Annotated in this window: 23 protein-coding genes; 15 read left to right on the top strand and 8 right to left on the bottom strand. The window is 76.5% G+C overall.

The genetic code is table 11. The features are described from left to right. Positions 1–33: 33 nt before the first annotated feature. Positions 34–522, bottom strand: a complete 489-nt coding sequence (locus tag ACYVO2_RS18980; protein WP_461009058.1) for an NUDIX hydrolase — start codon at positions 520–522, stop codon at positions 34–36. A 106-nt stretch (positions 523–628) separates the two neighbouring features. Between ACYVO2_RS18980 and ACYVO2_RS18985 the strand changes: the two genes are divergently transcribed. After that, the gene (locus ACYVO2_RS18985; RefSeq protein WP_461009059.1) at positions 629–1798 is read left to right on the top strand and encodes an AAA family ATPase; all 1170 of its coding nucleotides are present in this window, start codon (positions 629–631) and stop codon (positions 1796–1798) included. A 21-nt stretch (positions 1799–1819) separates the two neighbouring features. Here the strand turns inward: ACYVO2_RS18985 and ACYVO2_RS18990 are convergent, their stop codons facing one another. Further along, positions 1820–2500: an SGNH/GDSL hydrolase family protein gene (locus ACYVO2_RS18990; protein WP_461009060.1), complete on the bottom strand. Its 681-nt coding sequence runs from the start codon at positions 2498–2500 to the stop codon at positions 1820–1822. A 72-nt stretch (positions 2501–2572) separates the two neighbouring features. On the opposite strand from ACYVO2_RS18990, the gene ACYVO2_RS18995 reads away from it, so the two are divergent. Further along, positions 2573–2911, top strand: a complete 339-nt coding sequence (locus tag ACYVO2_RS18995) for a nucleotide pyrophosphohydrolase (protein WP_461009061.1) — start codon at positions 2573–2575, stop codon at positions 2909–2911. Positions 2912–2975: 64 nt separating this feature from the next. Further along, entirely contained in the window at positions 2976–3968 is a 993-nt protein-coding gene (dapD, locus tag ACYVO2_RS19000; protein ID WP_461009062.1) for a 2,3,4,5-tetrahydropyridine-2,6-dicarboxylate N-succinyltransferase, read from the top strand. Between the two features lie 51 nt (positions 3969–4019). On the opposite strand, the gene ACYVO2_RS19005 is transcribed toward dapD, so the two are convergent. Both ACYVO2_RS19005 and ACYVO2_RS19010 read right to left on the bottom strand, forming a co-directional pair. Further along, the gene (locus ACYVO2_RS19005) at positions 4020–5435 is read right to left on the bottom strand and encodes a serine hydrolase domain-containing protein (RefSeq protein WP_461009063.1); all 1416 of its coding nucleotides are present in this window, start codon (positions 5433–5435) and stop codon (positions 4020–4022) included. Beyond that, a complete protein-coding gene (locus ACYVO2_RS19010) occupies positions 5432–7459 on the bottom strand; it encodes a heavy metal translocating P-type ATPase (RefSeq protein WP_461009064.1) in 2028 nt (675 codons plus the stop codon). Before ACYVO2_RS19010 ends, ACYVO2_RS19005 begins: the two co-directional genes overlap by 4 nt. Positions 7460–7605: 146 nt before the next feature. On the opposite strand from ACYVO2_RS19010, the gene ACYVO2_RS19015 reads away from it, so the two are divergent. The 3 genes from ACYVO2_RS19015 (at position 7606) to ACYVO2_RS19025 (ending at position 11542) form a co-directional block, all read left to right on the top strand. Beyond that, positions 7606–7974 (top strand): ArsR/SmtB family transcription factor, encoded by a 369-nt coding sequence (locus ACYVO2_RS19015; protein WP_461009065.1) that lies wholly within the window; start codon positions 7606–7608, stop codon positions 7972–7974. Between the two features lie 242 nt (positions 7975–8216). Next, positions 8217–9446 carry an NAD(P)/FAD-dependent oxidoreductase gene (locus ACYVO2_RS19020; protein ID WP_461009147.1) on the top strand — a complete coding sequence of 410 codons (1230 nt, stop codon included), beginning with the start codon at positions 8217–8219 and terminating at the stop codon, positions 9444–9446. A gap of 992 nt (positions 9447–10438) precedes the next feature. Then, on the top strand, positions 10439–11542 hold the full coding sequence (locus ACYVO2_RS19025) for a GH12 family glycosyl hydrolase domain-containing protein (protein WP_461009066.1): 1104 nt from the start codon (positions 10439–10441) through the stop codon (positions 11540–11542). Between the two features lie 117 nt (positions 11543–11659). Here the strand turns inward: ACYVO2_RS19025 and ACYVO2_RS19030 are convergent, their stop codons facing one another. After that, entirely contained in the window at positions 11660–12595 is a 936-nt protein-coding gene (locus ACYVO2_RS19030; protein WP_461009148.1) for a LysR family transcriptional regulator, read from the bottom strand. A 25-nt stretch (positions 12596–12620) separates the two neighbouring features. On the opposite strand from ACYVO2_RS19030, the gene ACYVO2_RS19035 reads away from it, so the two are divergent. From ACYVO2_RS19035 to ACYVO2_RS19045, 3 genes are all read left to right on the top strand, one after another. Continuing rightward, positions 12621–13562 (top strand): serine hydrolase, encoded by a 942-nt coding sequence (locus ACYVO2_RS19035; RefSeq protein WP_461009149.1) that lies wholly within the window; start codon positions 12621–12623, stop codon positions 13560–13562. 142 nt (positions 13563–13704) lie between these two features. Beyond that, on the top strand, positions 13705–14637 hold the full coding sequence (locus ACYVO2_RS19040) for an MBL fold metallo-hydrolase (RefSeq protein ID WP_461009150.1): 933 nt from the start codon (positions 13705–13707) through the stop codon (positions 14635–14637). 109 nt (positions 14638–14746) lie between these two features. Then, positions 14747–15571, top strand: a complete 825-nt coding sequence (locus tag ACYVO2_RS19045) for a class I SAM-dependent methyltransferase (RefSeq protein WP_461009067.1) — start codon at positions 14747–14749, stop codon at positions 15569–15571. Positions 15572–15596: 25 nt separating this feature from the next. Here ACYVO2_RS19045 and ACYVO2_RS19050 read toward each other — a convergent pair whose 3' ends face one another. Then, complete coding sequence (locus ACYVO2_RS19050) at positions 15597–16820, bottom strand: SGNH/GDSL hydrolase family protein (protein WP_461009068.1); 1224 nt, start codon at positions 16818–16820, stop codon at positions 15597–15599. Between the two features lie 462 nt (positions 16821–17282). Here ACYVO2_RS19050 and ACYVO2_RS19055 point away from each other — a divergent pair, with 462 nt between their 5' ends. The 5 genes from ACYVO2_RS19055 (at position 17283) to ACYVO2_RS19075 (ending at position 21157) form a co-directional block, all read left to right on the top strand. Continuing rightward, a complete protein-coding gene (locus tag ACYVO2_RS19055) occupies positions 17283–17675 on the top strand; it encodes a MerR family transcriptional regulator (RefSeq protein ID WP_461009069.1) in 393 nt (130 codons plus the stop codon). A 2-nt stretch (positions 17676–17677) separates the two neighbouring features. Further along, positions 17678–18010 (top strand): thioredoxin family protein, encoded by a 333-nt coding sequence (locus tag ACYVO2_RS19060; RefSeq protein WP_461009070.1) that lies wholly within the window; start codon positions 17678–17680, stop codon positions 18008–18010. A 227-nt stretch (positions 18011–18237) separates the two neighbouring features. Further along, positions 18238–18819 (top strand): TetR/AcrR family transcriptional regulator, encoded by a 582-nt coding sequence (locus ACYVO2_RS19065; RefSeq protein ID WP_461009071.1) that lies wholly within the window; start codon positions 18238–18240, stop codon positions 18817–18819. Between the two features lie 67 nt (positions 18820–18886). Further along, complete coding sequence (locus ACYVO2_RS19070; RefSeq protein ID WP_461009072.1) at positions 18887–20332, top strand: MFS transporter; 1446 nt, start codon at positions 18887–18889, stop codon at positions 20330–20332. A 57-nt stretch (positions 20333–20389) separates the two neighbouring features. Beyond that, positions 20390–21157: an SDR family NAD(P)-dependent oxidoreductase gene (locus tag ACYVO2_RS19075; protein WP_461009073.1), complete on the top strand. Its 768-nt coding sequence runs from the start codon at positions 20390–20392 to the stop codon at positions 21155–21157. Between the two features lie 64 nt (positions 21158–21221). Here ACYVO2_RS19075 and ACYVO2_RS19080 read toward each other — a convergent pair whose 3' ends face one another. After that, the gene (locus tag ACYVO2_RS19080) at positions 21222–22088 is read right to left on the bottom strand and encodes an SDR family oxidoreductase (protein ID WP_461009074.1); all 867 of its coding nucleotides are present in this window, start codon (positions 22086–22088) and stop codon (positions 21222–21224) included. A gap of 168 nt (positions 22089–22256) precedes the next feature. Between ACYVO2_RS19080 and ACYVO2_RS19085 the strand changes: the two genes are divergently transcribed. Further along, positions 22257–23033, top strand: coding sequence for a TetR/AcrR family transcriptional regulator (locus tag ACYVO2_RS19085; protein WP_461009075.1), 777 nt, complete (start codon positions 22257–22259; stop codon positions 23031–23033). A 61-nt stretch (positions 23034–23094) separates the two neighbouring features. On the opposite strand, the gene ACYVO2_RS19090 is transcribed toward ACYVO2_RS19085, so the two are convergent. After that, the gene (locus tag ACYVO2_RS19090) at positions 23095–23733 is read right to left on the bottom strand and encodes a TetR/AcrR family transcriptional regulator (RefSeq protein WP_461009076.1); all 639 of its coding nucleotides are present in this window, start codon (positions 23731–23733) and stop codon (positions 23095–23097) included. Between the last annotated feature and the right edge of the window lie 2 nt (positions 23734–23735).

Raw genomic sequence — 23735 nt, forward strand, 5'->3', positions numbered from 1 at the left:
GCCCGGCGCGCGGGCGGGGCGGGGCCGCCGGTCTCACCCGGGCGGTGGTCCGACGAGCCGGACCAGGGCGGCGTCCAGGGAGGCCGGCGCCCAGGGCGGTGGGCCGTCCGGCCGCCACCACCGGACGGCGGCGATCTCGTCATTGGGGCGGAACCCGCCGCCCCCGCCGGCCCGGCCCGTGAACAGCGCCCCGTACTCGACGCGCGGCCCCGGCGCGAGCGCGAAACGGGCGTACCCGGCGAAGCCGAGCGGCCCCGCCGGTTCCCGGCCCGTCTCCTCCCGCAGCTCCCGCAGCGCCGCCGAGCGCGGGGACTCGCCGGGCTCGATGCCGCCGCCGGGCAGCTCCCAGGAGCGGCGGAAGCGGTCGAGGACCAGCAGGACCCGCCCGTCGCGCCACAGCGCCACCAGGGCCAGGGGCAGCGGCGCGTCGCCCGGTGGCGCCTCCTCCCGGCCGCGGTCGAAGGCGAGCAGGGCGTTGCCGCGGGCGTCCACGGCGAGCGGCGCGGGGCCGGGGTCGGTCACGGCCGTGTCGTTCCCGGGCGCCGCCGGCGCGGAAACCTCCCCGTTGGGGTGAAAAGCGGCGCGCGGATACGGTTCGCCTTCCGGTGGGGCGCCTAGCGTCCGCGGCATGAGCGAGACCTCGTCGGCCGGGCCGGGACGGCCCGTGCGGCCCGCCGTCACCGAGTTGCGACTTGCCGCGTTCAAGTCGCACCGGGGCGTGCGGCTGCGGCTCGGGCCGCTGACGGTCCTGGTGGGCGGGTCCGGGGTCGGCAAGACCAACGCGCTGGAGGGGCTGGCGCTGCTGGGCGCGCTCGCGGGCGGGGCGCCGCTGGCCGAGGCGTTCGGGGCGGTGCGGGGCGGGGCGGCCGGGTGCGTGCCCCTGGGGCCCGGGCACGGCCGGGCGGCGGGACTCCTGCGGCTGGGGTGCACGGTGGACGGGCCCGTGGGGCCGGTGTCGCTGGACGTGGCGGTGCGGGCGGGACCCCAGGGGCCGCGGGTCGCCGGGGAGCGGCTGACCCGCGCGGGCGTGACGCTGCTGGAGACGGCGCTGCGGGACCCCGCGCGGCGCCGGGTGCAGGCGGCCTGGCACACCGGGGGCCGCTGCGGGGTGACCCGGGCGGCGCTGCCGGACGACCGGCTCGGCTCGGCGCTGCTGCCGCTGCGGGTAGCGGGCCGTACCGAGGGGCAGCGCCTGGTGCTCGCCGCGGCCGAGCAGCTCCTGGTGGGGCTGCGCGCGGTGTTCCCCGTGGACCCGGACCCGGGGTCGATGCGGGGCTGGGTGGACGCGGGCGAGGGGCGGCTGCACGCCAGCGCCCGCAACCTGTCGGCGGTGGTGCGGCGCACCGAGGCGGAGTGCCGGGTGCGGCACCGGCTGCTGGGCGAGGCGCTGCGGGCGGTGTGCCCGTACGAGGTGGCCGGGGTGCGGGCGGTGCCGGGGCCCGCGGGCACGGTGATGGCCGCGGTGGACCGGGCGGGCCTGGGCCCGGTGCCCGCCGCGCTGCTGGGCGGGGGCGAGCTGCGGGCGCTCGCGCTGGCGCTGGTGCTGCTGACCGGCCCAGGGGTGCTGGCGGTGGACGCCGCCGAGGTGCCGGACGCCCTGCAACTGCTGACCGTCGCCGCCGACGACCTGGACCGGGGCCTGGACCGGCCGCAACTGCGGGAGCTGCTCGCCCTCGCGGCCCGGATGTGCGAGCGGGGGCATGTGCGGCTGCTGGCGACGGCGCACACCCGGGAGTGGGTGGCGGACGTGGCCGGGGTGAGCGCCGTGCCCCTGGGGCGGGCGCCGCTGGCGGGGTGAGCCGGGCGGGCGGGCGCCGTCTCACCCGCGGACCTCCGGCAGTCGCGCCAGGGCCCTGACGACCTCGGCGGCCAGCACGGCCTGGCCCGCGGCGGCGAAGTGGATGCCGTCCGCGCCGAGCAGGCCGGGGCGGGCGTTGACCGGGTGGTCCCACATGTCCACGAGCACGGCGCCGTGGTCGCGGGCCACGTCGCGGGTGAGGTCGTTGAGCGCGCGCACCCGCGCGGGCCAGTCCGGGAAGCCCGGCACCGTGAACGCCCGGCCGAGGGTGAACGTGGTCAGCCGGGCGCCGGTGTCCGCGGCCAGGGCGAAGACGCGCCGCAGGGTGCGCTCCAGGGCGGCGAAGTCGGGTTCGGGGCGGAACAGGTCGTTGGCGCCGCAGGAGAGGTGGACCAGATCGGGGCGGAACGCGGCCATGGGGCCCGTCTGCGCCGCCAGCGTCCCGGCCGCGGTGGCGCCCGGCCGCGCGGTGGCCAGGTGGACGAGGTCGGGGTCGGCGCGGCGCAGGGCGCGGACGACGCGGCCTGGCCAGCCGCCGGGGGCGTAGCCCGGGCTCGGGTCGCCGGTGCCCGCGGCGAGGCTGTCGCCGACGACGGCGAACCGCCGCCACGGGGCGCCGCGGAGCAGCGCCGCCGCGCGCGCCGGGGGCAGGCACAGGGGGTCGGTGTCCTCGGTGAGGTGGTTGCCAGCGGTGGAAGTCACCAAGTAAACGTACGATCGTTCGTACAGTTGGCGCAACCGTGCGGTGGGGCGCGCCGTGGTACACCTGGTGCCGTGAACGAGCCACCCCCGGACCTGGACGCCCTGCGCAAGCGCCTCGCGGAGTTCGCCGAGGCGCGGAACTGGCAGCCGTACCACACCCCGAAGAACCTGGCGGCGGCGCTGAGCGTGGAGGCGTCGGAGCTGCTGGAGATCTTCCAGTGGCTGACGCCCGAGGAGTCGGCGCGGGTGATGGCCGAACCGGACACGGCGCACCGGGTCGAGGACGAGGTCGCCGACGTGCTGGCGTACCTGCTCCAGTTCTGCGAGGTCCTCGGTGTGGACCCGCTGCGGGCGCTCGCGGAGAAGATCGAGCGGAACGAGGAGCGGTTCCCCGCGCCGGGGCGGCCCTGACGGCGGCGTCTCGCGGCCCGGACCGGATTCCGCGTTTCGCGGCGGCACCGATTAGCGTTCCGGTGTGAGCACTGAAACCACCTCCCCCCGCACCACCGGTGCCACCGCCACCGGCCTGGCCACCGTCGCCTCCGACGGCACCGTCCTCGACACCTGGTTCCCCGCCCCCGCCCTCTCCGCGGAGCCGGGCCCCGCGGGCACCGTCCGGCTGACCGCCGAGCAGGCCGCCGCCGAGCTCGGCGCGGACGTCGCCGGCGCGCTGGGCGAGGACCCGGTCCGCGCCGTCGAGGTGGTCGCCGTCCGCACCACCCTCTCCTCCCTGGACGACAAGCCGCTCGACGCGCACGACGCCTATCTGCGCCTGCACCTGCTCAGCCACCGCCTGGTGCGGCCCAACGGCCAGAACCTCGAGGGCCTGTTCGGGCTGCTGGCGAACGTCGCCTGGACCAGCCTCGGCCCGTGCGCGGTGGACGGCGTGGAGCAGGCCCGGGTGCGGGCCCGCGCCCGGGGGCGGCACCTGTCGGTGTACGGCGTGGACAAGTTCCCGCGGATGACGGACTACGTGGTGCCGTCCGGCGTGCGGATCGCCGACGCCGACCGGGTGCGCCTGGGCGCCCACCTGGCGGCGGGCACCACCGTGATGCACGAGGGCTTCTGCAACTTCAACGCGGGCACGCTGGGCACCTCGATGGTCGAGGGCCGGATCAGCCAGGGCGTGGTGATCGGCGACGGCTCCGACGTGGGCGGCGGCGCGTCGATCATGGGCACGCTCTCGGGCGGCGGCAAGGCCGTGATCTCCGTGGGCGAGCGCTGCCTGCTGGGCGCCAACGCGGGCCTGGGCATCTCCCTCGGCGACGACTGCGTGGTGGAGGCGGGCCTGTACGTGACGGCGGGCACCCGGGTCACCCTGCCCGACGGGCAGGTCGTCAAGGCCGCCGAGCTGTCGGGCCGCGACAACCTGCTCCTCCGCCGCAACTCGGTCTCCGGCGCGGTGGAGGTGCTGGCCCGCTCCGGCTCGTGGGGCGGCCTCAACGCCGAGCTGCACAGCCACAACTGAGGCGCGGCCGCCCGGGTGGGCCCGCGCCGCGGCGCGGGCCCACCCGGCGCGTCACTCCCGGCCGCGCCAGCCCCGCGGGTCCACCCCGCCCGGCACGGCGTCCTCCGGCCGGTAGGGCTCGCGGGTGAAGACGAACGAGCCCAGGTCCAGGTGGCTCACCGGCCCGTCGGGGCGGCGCACCACGCGCAGCACCTCGCCCGCGTGGTACCCGTCGAGCCCGGTCCACGTGCCGTCGTCCCGGGCCGAGAACCGCGACCCGCGGCTGCCTGCCTCCCCGACCGGGGTGAGCTCCAGGTCGCGCGCCCCGCGCAGCGTCAGCAGGTACGGCGTCGTCCCCCAGTACCAGGGCCCGGTGAGCTCCAGCAGCCCGGTGTCCAGGCCGCGGGACGGGGTCCAGGGCTCGGGGATCCGCGGCTCCCGCTCGGCCACGATCCGCAGCAGGTCGGCGGCGACGGCGCTCACGGCGGGCCCCGAGGTGCAGTTGGCCAGGGCGACGGCGGCCAGCCCCTCCTCGGGCGAGGCCCACAGCGTGGCCAGGAACCCGGGCATGGACCCGCCGTGCCCGATCAGGGTGCGCCCGTCGATCCGGGCGAGCCCCAGCCCCAGCCCGTAGCCGGTGACCCAGTCCGGCCCGCCCGGCGGCGCGGCGGGCTCGCGCATCTCGGCGAGGGTGTCCGCGGCGAGCACCTCCTCGTGCCCGTCCATCAGGAACACCGCCCACCGGCACAGGTCCTCGGCGGTGGACCACAGCTCGCCCGCGGGGGCCATGCGCCCGGTGCGCTGCACCTCCTCGGCGAGGACGGCGTCCGCCCACGGGTGGACCGCCCAGCCGCGGGCGTGCCCGGGGCCCGGCTCGGCGCAGGTGCGGCCCATGCCGAGGGGACGCAGCACCTCGCGGCGCAGCACCTCGTCCCACGGTGCGCCGCGCAGCCGCTCCACCAGGGCGCCGAGCAGGGCGTAGCCGGGGTTGGAGTAGTGGAACCGCTGCCCGGCCGGGTGCCGGGCGGGCTCCTCGCCGAGCAGGTCGCCGAGCTCGGGGCGCAGCCCGCCCGGGGTGCGCTCCCACCACGGCCCCGGGGTCTCCGCGGCCAGGCCCGCGGTGTGCGACAGCAACTGGCGCACGGTGACCTGGCCGACGCCGGTGCCGGGCAGGTGCTCGCCCAGCGGGTCGCCGAGGTCGAGCAGGCCCTCGTCGCGCAGCCGCAGCACGGTGACGGCGACGAACGTCTTGGTGAGCGAGCCGATCCGGTACTGGGTGTCGCCGTCCGGCGGCGAGCCGTCCACGAACCCCCGGCCCCGCGCCCACACCGGCCCGCCGTCCCGGGCGACCGCGCCCACCAGGGACGGGGCGCGCCCCTCGGCCTGGCCGGTGGCGACCCGGTGGAGGAGGGCGCGGCGGGTCTCGGGGAGCAGGGCCGCGGGTTCGCCGTGCGTTGCCGATGTGTTCGGTGTTGCGTCGAAGGTCATGACACCAGGGTGCCCCGAGGGGCGTCCCCGGCGTCGGCCGTCTCCGCGGCACCGGCCGCGCGGATGTCCTCCCCCCGCGGGAGGCCGGACCGGGCGCGCCGCCACGCCGCGTCGCGCAGCAGCCGCAGCCCGTTGAGGCCGACCAGCACGGTGGAGCCCTCGTGCCCGGCGACGCCGAGCGGCAGCGGCAGGTGCCAGGCCAGGTCCCACACCACCAGGACGGTGATGCAGGCGCCCGCGATCACCAGGTTCTGCTTCACCAGGCGCCGGGCGCGGCGGGAGAGGGCGGTGGCGGCGGGGATGGTGGCGAGCTCGTCGCGGACCACCACGGCGTCGGCGGTCTCCAGCGCCAGGTCGGATCCGGCGCGGCCCATGGCGATGCCGGTGTGCGCGGCGGCCAGGGCGGGCGCGTCGTTGACCCCGTCGCCCACCACCAGCACCCGGCGGCCGTCGCGCTCCAGTTGCCGCACCACGGCGACCTTCTCCTGCGGCAGCAGCCCCGCCCGCACGTCCGTGATGCCGACCTCGGCGGCCAGGCGGGCGGCGGCGCGCGGGTTGTCGCCGGTGACCAGCAGCGGGGCGCGGCCGGTGAGCCGGGTGAGGGCGGCGACGGTGGCGGCGGCCTCGGGGCGCAGCCGGTCGGCCACCCCGAGCACCCCGGCGGGGGCGCCGTCCGCGGTGACCAGCACGGCGGTGCGGCCCTCGTCCTCCAGGGCCGCGGCGACGGCGAGCGCGGCGTCCACGCGCGGCCCGGTGTGCCCGTCCAGCAGGCGGCGGGGGCTGCCGACGGCCACCAGGACGCCGTCCACCGCGGCGGTGACGCCCAGGCCCGGGGTGGAGGCGAAGTCCGCGGCGGGCGCGGGGGTCAGGCCGCGGGCGCGGGCGGCGTCCACCACGGCCCGCCCCAGCGGGTGCTCGCTGGGGTGCTCGGCGGCGGCGGCCAGCGCGAGCAGCCCGTCCTCGCCGACGCCCGCGCCGGGCAGCGGCCGGACCTCGGTGACCCGCGGGGTGCCCTCCGTCAGGGTGCCGGTCTTGTCCAGCACCACCGCGTCCACCTGGCCCAGCCGCTCCATGACGACGGCGGACTTCACCAGCACCCCGTTGCGCCCGGCGGTGGCGATGGCCGAGAGCAGCGGCGGCATGGTGGCCAGCACCACCGCGCACGGCGAGGCGACGATCATGAAGGTCATGGCCCGGAGCAGGGTGGGCTCGAACGCGGCGCCGAACGCCAGCGGCAGCAGGAAGATCGCCAGGGTGGCGGCGACCACGCCGACGCTGTAGCGCTGCTCCACCTTCTCGATGAACAACTGCGTGGGCGCCTTGGTCTCCGACGCCTCCTCGACCATCGCCACGATGCGGGCGATCACCGAGTCCGCCGGGTCGCGCTCGACGGTGACGCGCAGGGCGCCGGTGCCGTTGAGGGTCCCGGCGAACACCTCGTCGCCCGGGTGCTTGGCCACGGGCAGCGGCTCGCCGGTGATGGACGCCTGGTCCACCTCACTGACCCCGTCCACGACCCGCCCGTCGGCGCCGACGCGCTCACCGGGCCGGACCAGCACGGTGTCGCCGACGGCCAGCTCGGCGGTGGGCACGGTCTCCTCGCGCCCGTCCGAGGTGAGGCGGGTCGCGGTGGCGGGCGCGAGGTCGAGCAGGCCGCGCACCGAGTCCGCGGTGCGGGCGGTGGCCAGGGCCTCCAGGGCGCCGGAGGTGGCGAAGATGACGATGAGCAGCCCGCCGTCCATCACCTGCCCGATCGACGCGGCGCCGAGCGCGGCCACGATCATCAGCAGGTCCACGTCCAGGGTGCGCTCCCGCAGCGCCTTCAGCCCCGCCCACGCGGGCTCCCAGCCGCCGGTGACGTACACCAGCGCGTACAGCGGCCCCCACAGCCAGGCGCCCGCGCCCAGCAGTTGGGCGGGCAGCGCGACGAGGAAGAGCACCAGCGCGGCGGCGGCCCACCGGACCTCGGGCAGCGCGAGCATCCGGGTGCGGCGCACCGCGGGCGGACGGGCGGTGGGGGGCATGGCGGGGACGTCCTTCCCATCGGAGGGCGCGAGGGCACGGCGGCGCGGCGGCGCGCGGGAATCCCGGCGCCGTCCGCCGCGCTCACCATACATGAACGCATGAATACTCGTTCATGCCATCAAGTGTGATGAGTAGGATGGTGCCCATGGGCCACGGAGTCGCCACCCCCGCCGAGAACGCCGTTCCGCGCAGCCGCCTGGACCCGGCCAGCGCCGCGAAGGTGGCCACCACCCTCCAGGCCCTGGCCACCCCGTCCCGCCTGCTGATCCTCGCCCGGCTCCGCGAGGGCCCCCTGCCCGCCACGGAGTTGGCCGCCGAGGTCGGCATGGAGCAGTCCGCCTGCTCCCACCAGCTCCGCCTGCTGCGCAACCTGGGCCTGGTGGTGGGCGAGCGCAAGGGCCGCTCGGTCGTCTACGCCCTGTACGACAACCATGTGGCGGAGCTGCTGGACCAGGCGGTGTACCACATCGAGCACCTCCGCCTCGGCATCACGGACGCGCCCGGGGAGGAGTAGCCCGAGCGGTCGGCGGGGACGTCGGCGCGGCGGGCCGCCGTCCCGGCGGTGGCCATTCGTATCGATCCGGCCGTGCCCTCCGGCGCACCGGGGGACGCTCTGCCGGGCCCGCCTTCCCGGTCGGCCGTTTGTCGCGGGTTTCCCCGCCCTCTTGGCCGCGTGTCGCCGGTGTCCGAGGATTCTCCCTGTCCGCACGGCGCCGGGACACGGCGTGGCCGAGCAACGGGAGATGTGGCTTGAGCATGAGCACGGGCAAGCGGCTCACCGGGGAGATCCTGATCATCGGCGCCGGTGTGGTGGGCGCGTCGGTCGCGTACCACCTCACCGAGCTGGGGCACGACGAGGTGACGGTGCTCGACGCCCGGGAGCGCGGCGTGCTGCCCGGATCGACCGGCCTGGCCCCCGGCCTCGTCGGCCAGCTCAGCACCGCCCCGGAGCTGACCGCGCTGGCCAAGGACAGCGTCGCCACCTACCTCGCGCTCTGCCGGACCCGGCCCGCCCCGGTCTTCCACCAGGTCGGATGCCTGGAGATCGCCACCACCCGGGCCCGTCTGGAACAGGCCCACCACGACGTCGAGCACGGCAGGCGGGCGGGGATCGAGGCGCGGGTGATCGATGCCGCCGAGGCCGCCGCCCTGGCCCCCGCCCTGGTCGACGCCGACCGCGCGCTGGGCGCCCTGCACATCCCGTCCGACGGCGCCGCCGACCCGGCCGCGCTCGTCCACGCCCTGGTGGACGCCGCGGAACGGCGCGGAGCGCACTTCCGCTTCAACACGCCCGTGCGGGCGCTGGAGATCGAGAAGGGCCGGGTCGTGGGCGCGCGCACAGACCGGGACAGCGCGCCGGTACGGGCCGACCGGGTGGTGCTGGCCACCGGAATCTGGGGCCCCGTGCTGGCGGCGGGCGCCGGAGTGCGGCTGCCCATGGTGGCCGTCCAGCACCCCTATCTGTTCACCGCCGACCTGCCCGGCCTCGACGACACCCCGGTCGACGCGCCGATCGTCCGCTACCCCGACCACCTGGTGTACACCCGCCGCCACGGCCGCCGGTACGGACTCGGCAGCTACGCCCACACCCCGCTCCCGCTGGCCCCCTCCCCCGCCCTCGCCTCCGCGGAGCTCCCCTTCCCCGAGAGCGCTTTCACGGCCGCGCTCGAGGAGGCCACCGCCCTCGTGCCCGCCTTCCGCACGGCACCGAGGGGACGCCGCCTCAACGGCCTGTTCGCCATGACCCCCGACGAACTGCCCCTGGTCGGCCCCGTCGCGGGCGCGCCGGGCCTGTGGTGCGCGGAAGCCTCCTGGGTCACCCACGCCGGCGGCGTGGGCCGCCAACTCGCGCACATGCTCCTGGACACCGGCGACCTCCTCGTGGACCCCGAGCGCCTGTCCCCCGACCGCTTCGCCACCTGGAGCGAGCAGAAGATCCACGAGACGGCACTGAGCCACTACCGGGGCATCTACGACGCCCACTGACGTGCGGGGGACGGGGGGCGGCGGACGGGGCTCCGGGCCGGGCTGTCGCCGGCGGCCGGCGCTGCCCCCGACGTGGGCCGCCACGGGGCGCGGCGGACGGGGGCGGCACCGCGTCGGTCGGCCGTCACCCGGCCCGGCAGCCGGGCGCGGCCTCGGCGAAACGCGGGCGGGCGCGGCCACCGGGCATGAGCGAACCGACGCGGACGCACACAGCGGACCCAACCGCGCCACCGGCGGGCGCGCGGGCGGGCGCGCCGCTGCCGCCGTCCGGGGGCCGGCGCTCGCCGCGGTGGGGCGGGGCGAGCTGCTCGGGAGCGGAGGGGCGGGCCCGGGGCCCGCGTCGGTGGGCGCGGGGAACACGCGCGCCGACCGGTGCGGCTCGCCACAGGGCGGTGTGCGTCCGGTCGGCTCCGCCGCGACTGCCCGGGGCGCCGGGGGTGCGTTCGAGGTGTGAAGGCCGGTGGTGTGCCTGTCGTGCTTGCTCCACCCGCCCGGCGGGGCCGCCCGCGACGGATGGGAGCGCTCCCATGCATGCGGGACGCTAACAGGTCGGCCGGGGCGCGGGAAGAGGTTGTTCACGGGATTGTTACACGGCGCTGGGCCGGGAGCCGGGGCGGCGACCGGCGGCGGGGCCGCCCTCACACCGTCCGACCTGCCCCGACGCACCACGAGCGCCACCACCACCCCGCCTGACCGGGCCCCCGGCCCGCGGCAGCGCCCCTCCGCGGCGAGACCCGGCGACCGGAACCCCCGCCCCGGCGGGAAGCCGCCCACAACGCGATATGACGATTGTTCAGGAAACACAGACACACCGTCACCCACCCCCGCCCGGGCCGTGACTAGCTGAAAGAGGTCTTCACCGGACGGCCCCGCCCCCGCACCCCCGCCGGACCCCTTGCCGACGCCCCGCCCCGCCCTTACAGTCCCACCACGGCAGTGAAAAGGGAGCGCTCCCAGGCATGTCCTCGCCCCCCACCGCCGGAGAGACATCCATGAGAGCCCGCCCACGCACCGCCGCCGCGGTCGTCGCCGTTCTGCTCGGAGTACTGGCCTCGCTCCTGACCACGGCGCTGCCCGCGCACGCGGACGAGCAGATCTGCACCCAGTACGGCAGCACCACCATCCAGGGCCGGTACACGGTGCAGAACAACCGCTGGGGCACGAGCGCCACCCAGTGCATCAACGTCACCGGCACCGGGTTCAGCGTGACCCGCGCCGACGGGTCGGTGCCGACCAACGGGGCGCCCAAGTCGTACCCGTCGATCTACGCCGGCTGCCACTACACGAACTGCTCGCCGGGCACCAACCTGCCCGCGCGCATCGACACGATCAGCTCGGCCCCGTCGAGCATCTCGTACACGTACCCCAGCGGCAGCGTGTACAACGCCTCGTACGACATCTGGCTCGACCCGCAGCCGAAGAAGGACGGGGTGAACCAGACGGAGATCATGATCTGGTTCAACCGGGTCGGCCCCATCCAGCCCATCGGCTCCCAGGTCGGCACGGCCTCGGTCGGGGGCCGCACCTGGGAGGTGTGGACCGGCAGCAACGGCTCCAACAACGTGATCTCGTTCGTGGCCCCGTCCGCCATCACGAGCTGGAGCTTCGACGTCAAGGCGTTCATCGACCACACCGTCAGCCGCGGCATGGCCGGCAGCTCCTGGTACCTGACCAGCATCCAGGCCGGCTTCGAGCCCTGGCAGGGCGGCGTGGGCCTGGCCGTCAACTCCTTCTCCGCCGCGGTGAACACCGGCTCCGGCGGCGGAGGCGGCGGCAACCTGGCGTGCCGGGTCGCCTACACGCCCAGCACCTGGTCGAACGGCTTCACCACCGATGTGGCGATCACCAACACCGGCAGCACCACGGTGGACGGCTGGCAGCTCCAGTTCGCCCTCCCGCAGGGCCAGTCGATCACCAACGCCTGGAACGCGACCGTGTCGCCGACCTCGGGCACCGTCTCGGCGCGCAGCACCAGCGGCAACTCCCGCATCGCCCCCGGAGGCACCGCGTCCTTCGGCTTCCAGGGCGCCTACAGCGGCACCTTCGCCGAGCCCACGGCGTTCAGCCTGAACGGTTCGCCCTGCACGGTGGCGTAGCCCCGTTCCTCGCCCACCCGCCCGCCGCGTCGCCCGCCTCCCCACTGGCGGGCGACCGCGGCGGGCGGTGGCATGTCCTCCTGGACGCGACGGGCGGTGCGGCGGTCGGAGCGCCGGTCACCCCCGCCCGTACACCACCGACCACGGCCGGGGCGCCTCCGGGGGCGGGCGGTGGCGGGTGGTGGTGCCGTCCGCGGTGAGGACGGTGGCGGCCAGCTCGGCGAAGTGGCGGGTGGCCGGGTGGGTGGGGGTGGCGGGCCAGGCGGCCGAGGTCTCGCGGGTGAGCGGGCGGCCGGCCAGGGGGCGCCAGACGACGCGGGGCTCCTTGCGGGCCACCGGGCCCTGGTCGAACGCCACGCCGTGGCCCGCCGCCACCAGGCCGACCAGGAACTCGGGGTTGCGGGCGTGGCGGACCCGGGCCGGGGTGAAGCCGTGGCCGCGGCACACGTCCAGGGTGCGGTCGTACCAGCCGGGCGCGGCGGCGCGGGGGAAGAGCACCAGGTCGTGGCCCGCCAGGTCGGCCAGCGCCACCTCCGGCAGTTGGGCCAGGGGGGAGGTGCGGGGCAGGACGACGCCCAGGTCCACGGACACGCCGGGGCCCAGGGTGAGGCCCGTGGCGTCCACCGGGTGGTGCACCAGGCCGATGTCGAGCTGCCCCGAGGCCAGCAGCCGCAACTGCTCGGCCACGGTGACCTCCCGGAGGTCCACGGACAGCTCGGGCGCCGCCGACACCAGCGCGTGCAGCACCGCCGCCGGGGTCTCCGGCGGCACGCCCGCGCGCAGCGTGCCCAGCGCGCCGTCGCGGACCCGCCGCGCCAGGGTGCGCAGCCGCTCCTCGCGGGCCAGCAGGGCGCGGGCCTCGTCCAGCAGCAGCGCGCCCGCCGGGGTGAGGCCGACCTGGCGGCGGGACCGGTCGAACAGGTCCACCCCGAGTTCGCGCTCCAGGCGCCGCACGGACTGGCTCAGCGGCGGCTGGGCCATGCCGAGGATCTCGGCGGCGCGGCTAAAGTGCAGCTCCTCGGCGACGACGACGAAGATGCGCAGGTGGCGGATGAGATCCACGGGGCGACCCTACGGGATGCCCGGCGGCGGCGCGGACGACGACCCTGAGCTGGACGCCGTGTTCGCGGCGGCCGGCGCCACCGGCCGCCTGCACGCCGTGGACATCGACGGCGGCGGCGAGGCGGGCACGGGCGCGGACGAGCCGGTGGTACTGGCCAGCGTGTTCAAGGTGCTGCTGGCCCTGGAGTTCGCCCGGCAGTCGTTCGCGGGGCAGCTCGACCCGCGGGAGCGGGCGGTGGTGACGGCGGCGGACCGGCTCGGCGGCTGGGGGACGGCGGGCTGCCTGGACGACGTGGAGATGTCGCTGCGCGACCTGGCGCTGTACATGATGGCGATGAGCGACAACTCCGCCGCCGACGTGCTGATGCGCCGCGTCGGCCCGGACACCGTGCGACTGCTCGCCCGCGAGCTGGGCCTGACCCGCACCCGGATCACCGGCGGGCCGCGCGAGATGCTCGCCACGATGATCGCGGACGTGGGGGCGCGCGACGAGGCGGAGTTCGCCGCCGTGTACCCCGCGCTGCCGCCGGAGCGCATCCGGCGGCTGCGGGTCCTGGACCCGGCGCACGGCAACGCGTCCACGCCCCGCGAGGTGACCACCCTGCTGCGGCTGATCTGGACGGACCTCGCGGGCCCGCCCGAGGCGTGCGCGCTGGTGCGGTCGCTGATGGCGCAGCAGGTGTTCCGGCACCGGCTGCCCACGGGCTTCGCGGACGAGGTGCGGGTGGCCGCCAAGACCGGCACGCTGCCCGGTCTGCACAACGAGGCGGGCGTCGTCGAGTACCCGGACGGCGGACGGTACGCGGTCGCGGTGTTCGCCAGGACCGCCGAGCCCACCGCGGTGCGGGCCGGGGTGGACGCGGCGATCGGGCGGGCGGCGCGGCTCGCGGTGGAGCGGATCCGGGCGGGTTCTCCGGGGTCCTGCGCCGCTCGGCACCCCGTTGACCTGCGCTCATAGGCGGACGCATATGCAGCGGTCGGCCCTTTGATCTTGGACGGGCGAGGACCGGGGATGGTCTGCTGCGGCCATGGACGGACGTGACGTGTTCAGGGGAAGCGGCGCGGGCCCCGCCCGCGACGGCGGTTTCGCGCGGCGGTGGCTGCTGCGCGGCGCGGTGGCGGCGGGCGCCGCGGTGCCCGTGGCCAGGGCGGTGCCCGCGGCCGCGGCGGAGCCGGGCCGCCGGAGCCGGACGGCGACCGGCTCGGCCACCTTCCGGTGGCTCGGCACCAGCGGGTGGCGGATCGACATCGGCGAGCGCACCGTGCTCTTCGACCCGTACCTCAGCCGCTTCGAGACCGGCCTGTTCGCCGGGCCGGGGAGGTTCGACCCGGCCACCCGGCTGACGACCAGGCCCGACGTCGTCGACCGGCACGCCGGGCGCCCCGAGGTGATCCTGGTCAGCCACAGCCACTGGGACCACTTCGCCGATGTGCCGTACCTGGCCAAGGCGGTGCCCACGGCGCGGATCGTGGGCACCGAGACCACCTACCACCTGCTGCGCGCGTACGGCGTGGACGGGACCCGGATCAGCGTGGTCAGGGGCGGCGAGGTGCTGGACTTCGGCGGGTTCACGGTGGAGGTCGTCTCCAGCCTGCACAGCCGGAACAAGAGCCACTCCTACTTCGAGCCCGGCACGCTGCACGGCGTCCCGGCGGAGCCCACCACCATCGCGCACCTGCCGGAGGGCGACACCCTGGCGTTCCAGGTGGCGGTGGCCGGCGGCCCGTCCGCGTTCCTGATGGGCGCCAGCGACATCAACGAGCGCAACGCCGCGGGGCTGCGGCCCGACGTGGCGATGGTGGCGGTGCCGAGCAGCACCTCCACGCACCGCTATGCGGCCCGGCTGATGAGGGCGCTCGGCAACCCCGGGGTCGTCGTGCCGGTGCACTGGGACAACTTCGAGACCTCCATCGAGGACCCGGTCCTGGCGGACCCCACCATGCGCCTCGCCGAGACGGTGGACCAGATCCGCAGGCTCAGCCCGGGGACGCAGATCGTGATGCCGCAGTACCTGACGCCGTACCGGTTCTGAGCCCGGGCCCCGCGCCCCCGGCGGGCGGCACGTCCCGGACGCGCCGCCGCGGGGCGGCCGGGGCGGGGCGGGCTGTGCGACCCTGTGCAGTGGACGAGGAGGTCCCGCGATGGTGGACGACGCTGCCGTGCCGGACGTGGTCGGCAAGGTGTACGGACCGCACGACCTGGCCGCCGATCCCGCGTTCGCCGGGGGGTTCATCAACTTCGGGCTGTGGGACGGCATCGACCTGGACGGCCCGCTGACCGTGCCGGACCGCGTCCGCAGCCAGCGGCAGCTCTATGCGAGGGTGCTCGGCGCGCTGGCGCCCGCCGAGGGCCGCCGGGCGGTGGAGGTGGGCTGCGGGATCGGGCTGGGCTGCGCGCTGGCCCTCGGGGAGTACGGCTTCGCCGAGGTCACCGGCGTGGACATCCACCCGGCCCAACTGGAGCGGGCCCGCCGCGCCAACGCCGGGCTGCTGGCCGAGGAGCCGCGGCGACTGCGCTTCGTGCGGGGCGCCGCCGAGCGGCTGCCCTTGGCGGACGGCGCCGTGGACCGGGTGTACTCCGTCGAGGCCGCCCAGCACTTCCGCGACCTGCCCGGGTTCGCCCGGGAGGCGGCGCGGGTGCTGCGGCCGGGCGGGCTGCTCGCCGTCAGCAGCTTCTTCGTCCCCGAGGGCGGCACCGGACACGCGGCGCGACTGGCCGGGCTGCTGGACAGCTTCGCCACCGGCCTGGACGTCGCCCACCCGCTGGCCGCCCTGACCGGGGCGCTCACCGGGGCGGGTCTGGCCGAGGTGTCCGCCGTCTCCGTCGGGGCGTCGGTGTGGCCCGGCTGGGACCGCTGGCTGGCCGGGGTGCACCCGCCGGACTCGTGGGCCCGCAACTTCCTGCCCGCCCACCGGGACGGCCTGCTCGACTACTACCTGGTGACGGCGCGGCGCCCGGCGGCGTGACCGGCGCGCCGCCGGGCGGGGCGGGTCAGCCCTGGCCGGGCGCCCGCACGTACATGCCGTTCGGGCCCTTGCCCGGGGTGTTGCGGCACTCCAGGCGCTGCGGCGCGTCGGCCTGCTCCTGCCGGGCGAGGTAGGCGGCCAGGCACCTGCCGAGCGCCCGCTGCCCGTGGGAGTCGGGGTGGAAGGACTCCTGGACCTTGCCCTGCACGGGGTTGCCGAGCAGGTCGGCGGAGAGGAACCGGACCCACTCGGCGGTCGCGGCCGGCTGCGGGTTCGCCAGGGAGCGCCCGGGGCCGGGCTGGTGCGCGGCGTCGGCGCACACCTCGTGCCCGTCCAGGGCGTGCTGGAGGTCGAGGTAGCCGGTCTTCTTCTGCCGGGCGACCTTGGCGAGCATGCCGGCGATCCCCGGCACCAGGGTGCCGCGCGCCCAGTCGGCGTCCTGGTCGTACAGGGGGCAGCCGCCGGTCTGCCAGCGTTGCGAGGCGACGCTCACTCCCTGCGGGTGGCGGAAGTCCTCGGCGAGGGGGACGGGCGAGGGGTAGGACTGGAGGGCCAGGACGTAGTCGTCCCGCGTGTAGCCGGCCGACTCCATGGCCGCCCGCACGCTGTCGACCACCCGTTTGACCCGGTCGGGGACCTGGGTGCGCATCCGGTTCCGCAGCGGCTGGTCCCACTCGGCCTTGCAGGGGGAGCCGAGCAGCACGAAGCTCCTGACGCAGTCCTCCATGACGGCGCCGAAGGACAGGTCGTTGCCGCTGATGGAGAGCTGGATCGCGCGGACGTCGTACCGGGTGGCGATGTCCGCGAGCTGGTCGGCCTGCGGCTTCTCGCCCTTGAAGGCCATGCCGCCGTCGGCGGAGCGCAGCACGTGGACGGTGCGGGCGCCGGAGCAGGCGAGGTTGATCCGGGCGGCCTCGGTGGCCAGCGGGGCGCTGACGATCTCGGCGACGTCCGACCGGTGGCAGCCACTCGCGTAGGAGTCGCCGTAGACGGCGGTGGGGTCCTTGTGGCACGTCTCCTTGCCGCACACGGTGGCCCGGTCGGTGCCCCGCATGTCGTCGGCCGGGAGCTCCGGCCCGGGTGTGTTGCCCTGCCAGCGTCCGCCTTCGCCGGAGATGTAGCTGTCCCCGAGCGAGACGACGGCGGGCTCCTGCTTCTCCCGCGCGTTGCCCTGCGCGGACGAGGGGTGGGCTGCGGCGGTCGAGAGCAGCACGGTGAGCGTCGCCGCCAGAGCGAGGCACGGTCGCATGAGTGCTCGTTGCCCAGCCACCGAGACAAAGAAACTGATTATCGCTAAAAGGGCGTAGAGGGAAGTGATGCGCCATCAATCATAGGAAAACAGGAGAGATGCGATCTGAATCCGCCTTTTCCTTTTCCTTTCGGTCGTGCGGGCCGGTTCGCGTACCCCGTCGGATGCGCTCGCGCGCTCACAGCCGGAGCACAGGCCCGCCACACGGGTCTGACAGGCTGGGCGGCGAGCTCGGTCGGCATGCCAACCCACTCCGTCCGGGGCAGCGACCCCACCCCCGACACCCTGCCGGTCCGGGAGCACCTTCCGGCCCGCGAGGACACCGCGCCGACCCTGGCGGGCCGGCCGCGCGCCGGCCACCGGGGCGCTGCCGCTGGACCGGCGCGTCGCGGGGGTGCCCGGGCGGCGCCCGGGTCCGTTCCCGTTGCCCTGACGTCGGCGTCAAGGGTTGGCGTCGCCGCCATGCGCATCGGTGAACTCGCGGAGCGGGCCGGGGTCAGCACCCGGACCCTGCGGTACTACGAGTCCCGCGGGCTGCTCGTCTCCCGCAGGGACGGCAACGGGCACCGGGTCTACGGCGAGGACGACCTGCGCCTGGTGGAGCAGATCCGCGTCCTCCAGGACTTCGGGTTCGGCCTCGAGGAGACCCGGCCGTTCGTGGACTGCCTGCGGGAGGGGCACCCGGCGGGGGACTCCTGCCCGGCCTCCCTGGACGGCTACCGGGCCAAGCTCGCCGAGCTCGACGCGCTGATCGACCAGCTCACGGCGGTGCGCACCCAGGTGCACGGCCGGCTGCTGCGGGCCGAGGCGCGGGCGCCCGGCGGCCCGGAGCCGCGCTGCCAGTGGAGAGGATGACGATGACACCGACGACAGGCGTGGCCGAGGTCACCGACGGCACCTTCGCCGGCGAGGTGCTGGCGGCGGAGCTGCCGGTGCTGGTGGAGTTCACCGCCGACTGGTGCCCCCCGTGCCGGCAGCTCGCCCCGGTGCTGCGGGAGGTCGCCGAGGAGGAGCGCCACCGGCTGAAGGTCGTGGCGATCGACGTGGACGCCAACCCCGAGACGACGGCCGCCTACGGGGTGCTGTCCATGCCGACGCTGATCCTCTTCCGGGGCGGCGAGCCGGTGGCGTCGATGGTCGGCGCCAGGACCAAGCGCTGCCTGCTCAAGGAGCTGGACGACGCGAGGTGAGGCCCGGGGGCGGGCGGGCCGCGGTGGACGGCGGGCGGAGGCCGGGGGACGTCCCCCAGGCCCGTCCCGCCCGGCCTTGCCGACCGGGCCCTCCTGCCCGAGCCCTCGGGCCCGAGCCTTCGCGGCCGAGCCGTCCTGACCGAGCCGTCCCGGCCGAGACAACTCGACCGAGACGACTCGGCCGCATTTTCTTGACCGAGCGTTCCGATAAGAGCTACTGTCCTGTCGTGGCCAGGACCAAGGAATTCGACCCGGACGCCGTGCTGCGCTCGGCGATGGAGCTGTTCTGGGAGCGCGGCTACGAGGCGACGTCCATGGCGGACCTGGTGGCGCACCTGGGCATCGGCCGGGCCAGCATCTACGCCACCTTCGGCAGCAAGCACGACCTGTACCTGAAGGCGCTCGACCGGTACGGGGAGTTCACCGACACGGCGCTGCTCGACAACCTGTCACAGCCGGGCCCCGCGCTGCCCGCGGTGCGCGCGGTGGTCCGCGGGTTCGCCGCCGAGGCCACCGGGGAGCGCCGGGGGCGCGGCTGCCTCGTCACCAACACGGCCACCGAGCTGGCCCCGCACGACCCCGACTCCGCCCGCCGGGTCCGGGCGAGCTGGAACCACCTGGAGACGCTGCTCGGCTCCGCGCTGACCAGGGCGCGGGCCCAGGGCGAGCTGCCCGCGGACCGCGACCCGCGGGCGCTGGCCCGGATGCTGCTGGTGCTGCTCCAGGGGATCCGGGTGGTCGGCAAGGCGGGTGACGACCCGGCCAGGGTCCGCGACGCGGCCGAGCAGGCGCTGGCCCTGCTGACCTGACCCGGGCGCCCGCCGCCCCTCGCCCACGCCCCCGCGCCCGCGCCCTCAGCCCGAGGAAGAGTCACGCATGCCCGCATTCGAGAACGATCGGTCAAATAAAAGGAGGGGTGACGGCCCTCGCCCCGTCCCCTCCACCGGTCCCGGCTTCGCCGTCCTCGCCGCCGTCCAGGTGACCCTGATCCTCACCCTGGCCGCCATCTCCGTGCCGCTGCCGCGCATCGGCGAGGAGTTCGGGCTCGACCACTCCGGGCTGGTGCTGCTCACCTCCGCCTACGGGCTGCCGTTCGCCGGGCTGCTGCTGCTCGGCGGCAGGCTCGCCGACCGGTACGGGGGGCGGCGGATGTTCACCGCGGGCCTGGCCCTGTTCGCGGTGGCCTCCGCGGCCGTCCCGCTCGCCCCCACCTTCGCCGCCCTGACCGGGCTGCGGTTCGCCCAGGGCGCCGCGGCGGCCCTGACCGCGCCCGCCGCCATGGCCGTGCTCCGGGTGCTGCTCCCGGGGCCCGCCGCCCACGCCAGGGCCATGGCGACCTGGGGCGGCCTCTCCGTGCTCGGCGCGACCGGCGGCAGCCTGCTGTCCGGGGTGGTCTCCACGTACACCTCCTGGCGCTGGATCTTCGCCGTGCCCGTGGCCGTGTCGGCCGCCGCCCTGGCCTGCGCGCCCCGGTGGCTGCCCGCGGACCCGGAGCGCACCCGGGTGCCCACCCTCGACCTGCCCGGAGCGGCGCTGGCCACCGCCGGGGTGACGCTGACCGGCTACGGCCTGATCGCCACCGACGCCCACGGCTGGGGCGCCGGTTCCGCCCTGGTGCCGCTGCTGTCGGGGGCGGCCCTGCTCGCGGCGTTCGTCCTGCTGGAGCGCCGGACCCGTGAGCCGCTGCTGCCGCCGGCGTTCCTGCGCCACCCGTCCCGCGCGCTCGGCACGGCGGCGGTGGCGCTGACCGCGGCGGGCACGGCCCTGGTCTTCTTCCTGCTGCCGCTCGGCTTCCAGCAGGAGCGCGGCTGGTCGCCGCTGCGCACCTCGGCCGCGTTCGTCCCCTACACCGCCGTCCTGCTCGCCGCCGGACGCGCCGCGGGCCCGCTGATCGCCCGCTTCGGCGCCCGGGCGGTGCTGGCGGCGGGCCTGGCCGCGGGCGCGGCCGGGATGCTCACCCTCGCCGCCTTCGACGGCGACCGGTACCTGCCGGGGCCCGCGGCGGGGCTCCTGCTGCTCCCGGCGGGCGCGGCGCTCGCCTTCGCCGGGTCCGCCGTCCTCGCCGTCGAAGGGGTACCGGCCCGTCAGGCGGGCCTGGCCGGCGGGGTGATGAACACCGCCATGGAGGCCGGCCCCACCGTGGGCCTGGCGATCCTGCTGTCCCTCGGCGGGCCCGCCGCCGCGCTCACCGCGGCCGGGGCCTGCTTCGCGGCCACCGCGGCGCTGACCGCCCTGGCGGCCGGGGCCCGGCCGCCCCGCGGCCCACGCGGCCCCCGCCCGGCGGCGCGCCCGGCCGCCGCCCCCACGACCACCGTCCCGTAAGCGGGCCCGGAACCGACCGGGCCCGGCACACCACGACCATCCAGGGAGCGACCCACCATGCACACCACCCCCCGCTTCACCGGCAGGACCGTCCTCGTCACCGGCGGCGGCACCGGCCTCGGCCGCGGCATCGCGCGGGCGTTCGCCGCCGAGGGCGCCCATGTCGTCGTCTCCGGCCGCACCGGGCGGACCCTGGAGGAGACCGTCGGGCTGATCGAGGCGGACGGCGGCAAGGCGGCCGCCGTCGTCGCCGACACCTCGCGCGCCGACGACGTGGCCGCGCTCGTCCGGCGGACCGTCGAGACCTTCGGCGGCCTGCACGTCGCGGTCAACAACGCCGGGATCCTGCGCGGCCTCGGCCCGGTCGGCGACGTGTCCGAGGACGACTGGCAGGCGCTGCTCGACACCAACGTCACCGGCGTGTGGCTGGCCATGAGGCACGAGATCGCCCACATGCGGGAGAACGGGGGCGGCGCCATCGTCAACGTCTCCTCCAACCTCGGCGCCCACCTGCGGATCCCGAACCTCGGCGCCTACCTCACCACCAAGGCCGCCGTGGCCGCCCTGACCCGGGCCGCCGCCCTGGACCACATCGGGCAGGGCGTGCGGATCAACGCGGTGAGCCCCGGCGCGTCCGACAGCACCATGTCGCTGCTGCCGGGCGAGACCGAGGAGCAGCGCGCGGCGCGGATGCGGGAGACCAACCCGCTGGGCCGGGTGACCGGCGCGGACGAGGTGGCCGCCGCCGTGCTGTACCTGGCGTCCGACGCGGCGGGCGCGGTCGTCGGCGCCGACCTGGTGATCGACGGCGGCGCCGCGGCGTGACCCCGCCCGCGGGGCCGGGGCGGGCCGGGCCGGGGGGCCGTCCCCGCCCCGGCCCGCCGGGCGGTCAGCGGAAGTCGTCGGCGTGGTCGCGGGCCCACTCGGCGAAGGTGCGGGCCGGGCGGCCGGTGACCTGCTCGGCGGTGGGCTGCGGCCCCAGCGCGGAGGCGTCGAACTCCGCGGCGGCGTGCGGGTCCGCGGGGTTGCCCTCGTAGTCGGTGAAGCCGAGCAGGAAGTCCGCGGCGGCCGCGGCGAAGCCGCCCTGCCGCCGGTACAGCTCCCGCGCCTCCTCGGGGGTGACCCGCTCGAAGCGGATCTCCTCCCCGATGGCCGCGGCGATGGCGCGGGCCTGGTCGCGCAGGCTGATCAGCTCGGGTCCGTTGAGGGTGTGGGCCGCCCCGGTGTGGCCGTCCTCGAGCAGGGCGGCGACCGCCACGTCGGCGACGTCCCGCTCGTGCACCGGGTACCACCCGGACTCCGGGTACGGATCGCGCACCACCCGCTCCGCCCGGATGGACGGCCCCCACAGCTCCACCTTGTTCACCGCGAACTCGCCGGGCCGCACATGGGTCCACTCCAGGCCCGACTCCTCCACGGCCCGCTCCACCGGCAGGTGGACCGTGGTGTCGTGGCCGCCGGTCACCGCGCCCGAGGACAGCACCACGACGCGCCGCACCCCGGCCTCAGCGGCCATGGCGGCCACCTCGCGGGCGGTCTCGGCGACGGGGAAGAGGTACATCCGCTCCACGCCCGCCAGCGCGTCCCGGAGCGTGGCGGGCCGCCGCAGGTCGCCCGCGACGACCTCGGCGGCCCCGGGCAGGCGGGCGCTCCCCGGGTCGCGGGTCAGGGCGCGCACGTCCACGCCCGCGTCGATCAGTAGCCGGGTCACCTCCCGGCCGACGTTCCCGGTCGCGCCGGTCACCAGGATTCGCATGCGCACTCCTCCGCCCGGGCCGCCCGTCCGCCCGGGTCGTCCCGTCCGCCCGGGGTGGCGGCCCGCTCGTTCTTCCGCATCTTTTCCGTATGACGTACGGGATCTGCTTTACCGTAGCCTATACGGGAAACCGGGCGGCACCACCCGAACGGAGGAACGGACCGGACCATGGCGCGCGAGAGCAGCGGGGAGGGCGACCCCGACCGGACCCTGCGGCTGCTGTGGCGCGGGCACGGCCCCCGCAGGCCCGCGCGCGGGCGCCCGCCGCGGGTCACCGTGGACCAGGTCGTCGCCGCGGCCGTCGCCGTCGCCGACCGGGCCGGGCTCGACACCATGACGATGGAGAAGGTCGCCGACGAGCTGGGCGTGGGCACCATGACGCTGTACACCCACGTCCCCGGCAAGGCCGAGCTCATCGACCTGATGGTGGACGCGGTGTGGGCGGAGCCCGCGCTGCCGCTCGGCGCGGAGGCGGGCCCGGACGGGTGGCGGGAGCGGATCGCGCTGTACGCCCGGCGGACCGCCGCCATGCACCGGCGCCACCCATGGCTGCGGGAGGTCTCCACCGTGCGGCCTCCCCTCGGGCCCGGCCTGATGGCCCGGCAGGAGTACCTGCTCGCGACCCTGGCCGGCACCGGGCTGAGCGCCCGCGCGGCCGCGGCCGCGGCGGGGGCGATCGTCACCTTCGTGGACTCGGCGGCGGCCGTGGGCGCGCAGTTCGCGGCGGCACAGCGGGCCGGCGGCCAGTCGGAGGCGGACTGGTGGGCGGCGCGGCAGTCCTTCTGGGAGGACGTGTTCGACCCCGCCCGCTACCCCGCCATCACCCGCGCCTGGCAGGAGGGCGGGCTGCTGCCCAGCGCCGAGGAGGCCGCCGCCGAGGCGCACGAGTTCGGGCTGCGCACCCTCCTCGACGGCATCGAGGCCGCCGCGCGCGACGGGCGCTGAGCGGACCGCCCGCTGAGCCGACCGCCCGCGGCGGCAGGCGCCCTGCTGCGGGGGCCGGCGGTCAGCGCGCCCCGCCGGGCGGGCCCAGCAGGGCGATGGAGGCCCGGACCGCGACCTCGGTGATGTCGCCGACCCGGCCGCCGTCCTCCACGGTGGTGGCGATCAGCTCCCGCAGCCCGCCCAGCAGCATGATCGCCAACTGCCTGGACACCGGGCCGACGCCCACGGACGTCCACTCGTCGGTGTCGCACAGCCTCAGGATCATGGTGACGAAGGCCTCCTGCGCCTCGCGCTGGAGGTCGCGCGCCGGGTCCCCGAGCGCCGGCACGTCCCGGATCCAGCTCAGGGTGAGCGCGGGCTGGGCCTGCGCGCACCCGATCCACGCCTCGATCGCCTGCCGGACCTGCGTCCGCCAGGGCGCCTGCGGATCGACGGCGCGCTCGATCCGCCGCACCATCTCCTCGTTGGTCTCGGTGAGCAGCGCGACGAAACACGCGTCCTTGCCGGAGAAGTGCTCGTAGAAGGTGCGGCGCGAGGTGCGGGCCCGGCGCACGATGCCGGCGACCGTGGTGGCGCGGTAGCCGTCCTCCACGATCGACGCGGCCAGGCCGTCGAGCAGCCGGCGGCGGAAGCCGGCCGGGTCACCGGGGCCGGCCGCGGCCGCCTCGCCGGCGGGGCGCACACGTCGGGCAGTCGTCACCG

The organism is Streptomyces capparidis (genome assembly GCF_054782095.1).

Excerpts from the sequence above, each read along its gene's own strand:
- ACYVO2_RS19025 (WP_461009066.1), top strand. The coding sequence starts at position 10,439 with ATGAGAGCCCGCCCACGCACCGCCGCCGCGGTCGTCGCCGTTCTGCTC.
- ACYVO2_RS19075 (WP_461009073.1), top strand. The coding sequence starts at position 20,390 with ATGCACACCACCCCCCGCTTCACCGGCAGGACCGTCCTCGTCACCGGC.
- ACYVO2_RS19070 (WP_461009072.1), top strand. The coding sequence starts at position 18,887 with ATGCCCGCATTCGAGAACGATCGGTCAAATAAAAGGAGGGGTGACGGC.
- ACYVO2_RS19035 (WP_461009149.1), top strand. The coding sequence starts at position 12,621 with ATGCCCGGCGGCGGCGCGGACGACGACCCTGAGCTGGACGCCGTGTTC.
- ACYVO2_RS19050 (WP_461009068.1), bottom strand. The coding sequence starts at position 16,820 with ATGCGACCGTGCCTCGCTCTGGCGGCGACGCTCACCGTGCTGCTCTCG.
- ACYVO2_RS19045 (WP_461009067.1), top strand. The coding sequence starts at position 14,747 with ATGGTGGACGACGCTGCCGTGCCGGACGTGGTCGGCAAGGTGTACGGA.
- ACYVO2_RS19060 (WP_461009070.1), top strand. The coding sequence starts at position 17,678 with ATGACACCGACGACAGGCGTGGCCGAGGTCACCGACGGCACCTTCGCC.
- ACYVO2_RS19015 (WP_461009065.1), top strand. The coding sequence starts at position 7,606 with ATGGGCCACGGAGTCGCCACCCCCGCCGAGAACGCCGTTCCGCGCAGC.
- ACYVO2_RS19085 (WP_461009075.1), top strand. The coding sequence starts at position 22,257 with ATGGCGCGCGAGAGCAGCGGGGAGGGCGACCCCGACCGGACCCTGCGG.
- ACYVO2_RS19055 (WP_461009069.1), top strand. The coding sequence starts at position 17,283 with ATGCGCATCGGTGAACTCGCGGAGCGGGCCGGGGTCAGCACCCGGACC.
- ACYVO2_RS19080 (WP_461009074.1), bottom strand. The coding sequence starts at position 22,088 with ATGCGAATCCTGGTGACCGGCGCGACCGGGAACGTCGGCCGGGAGGTG.
- ACYVO2_RS19005 (WP_461009063.1), bottom strand. The coding sequence starts at position 5,435 with ATGACCTTCGACGCAACACCGAACACATCGGCAACGCACGGCGAACCC.
- ACYVO2_RS18985 (WP_461009059.1), top strand. The coding sequence starts at position 629 with ATGAGCGAGACCTCGTCGGCCGGGCCGGGACGGCCCGTGCGGCCCGCC.
- ACYVO2_RS19020 (WP_461009147.1), top strand. The coding sequence starts at position 8,217 with ATGAGCACGGGCAAGCGGCTCACCGGGGAGATCCTGATCATCGGCGCC.
- ACYVO2_RS19010 (WP_461009064.1), bottom strand. The coding sequence starts at position 7,459 with ATGCCCCCCACCGCCCGTCCGCCCGCGGTGCGCCGCACCCGGATGCTC.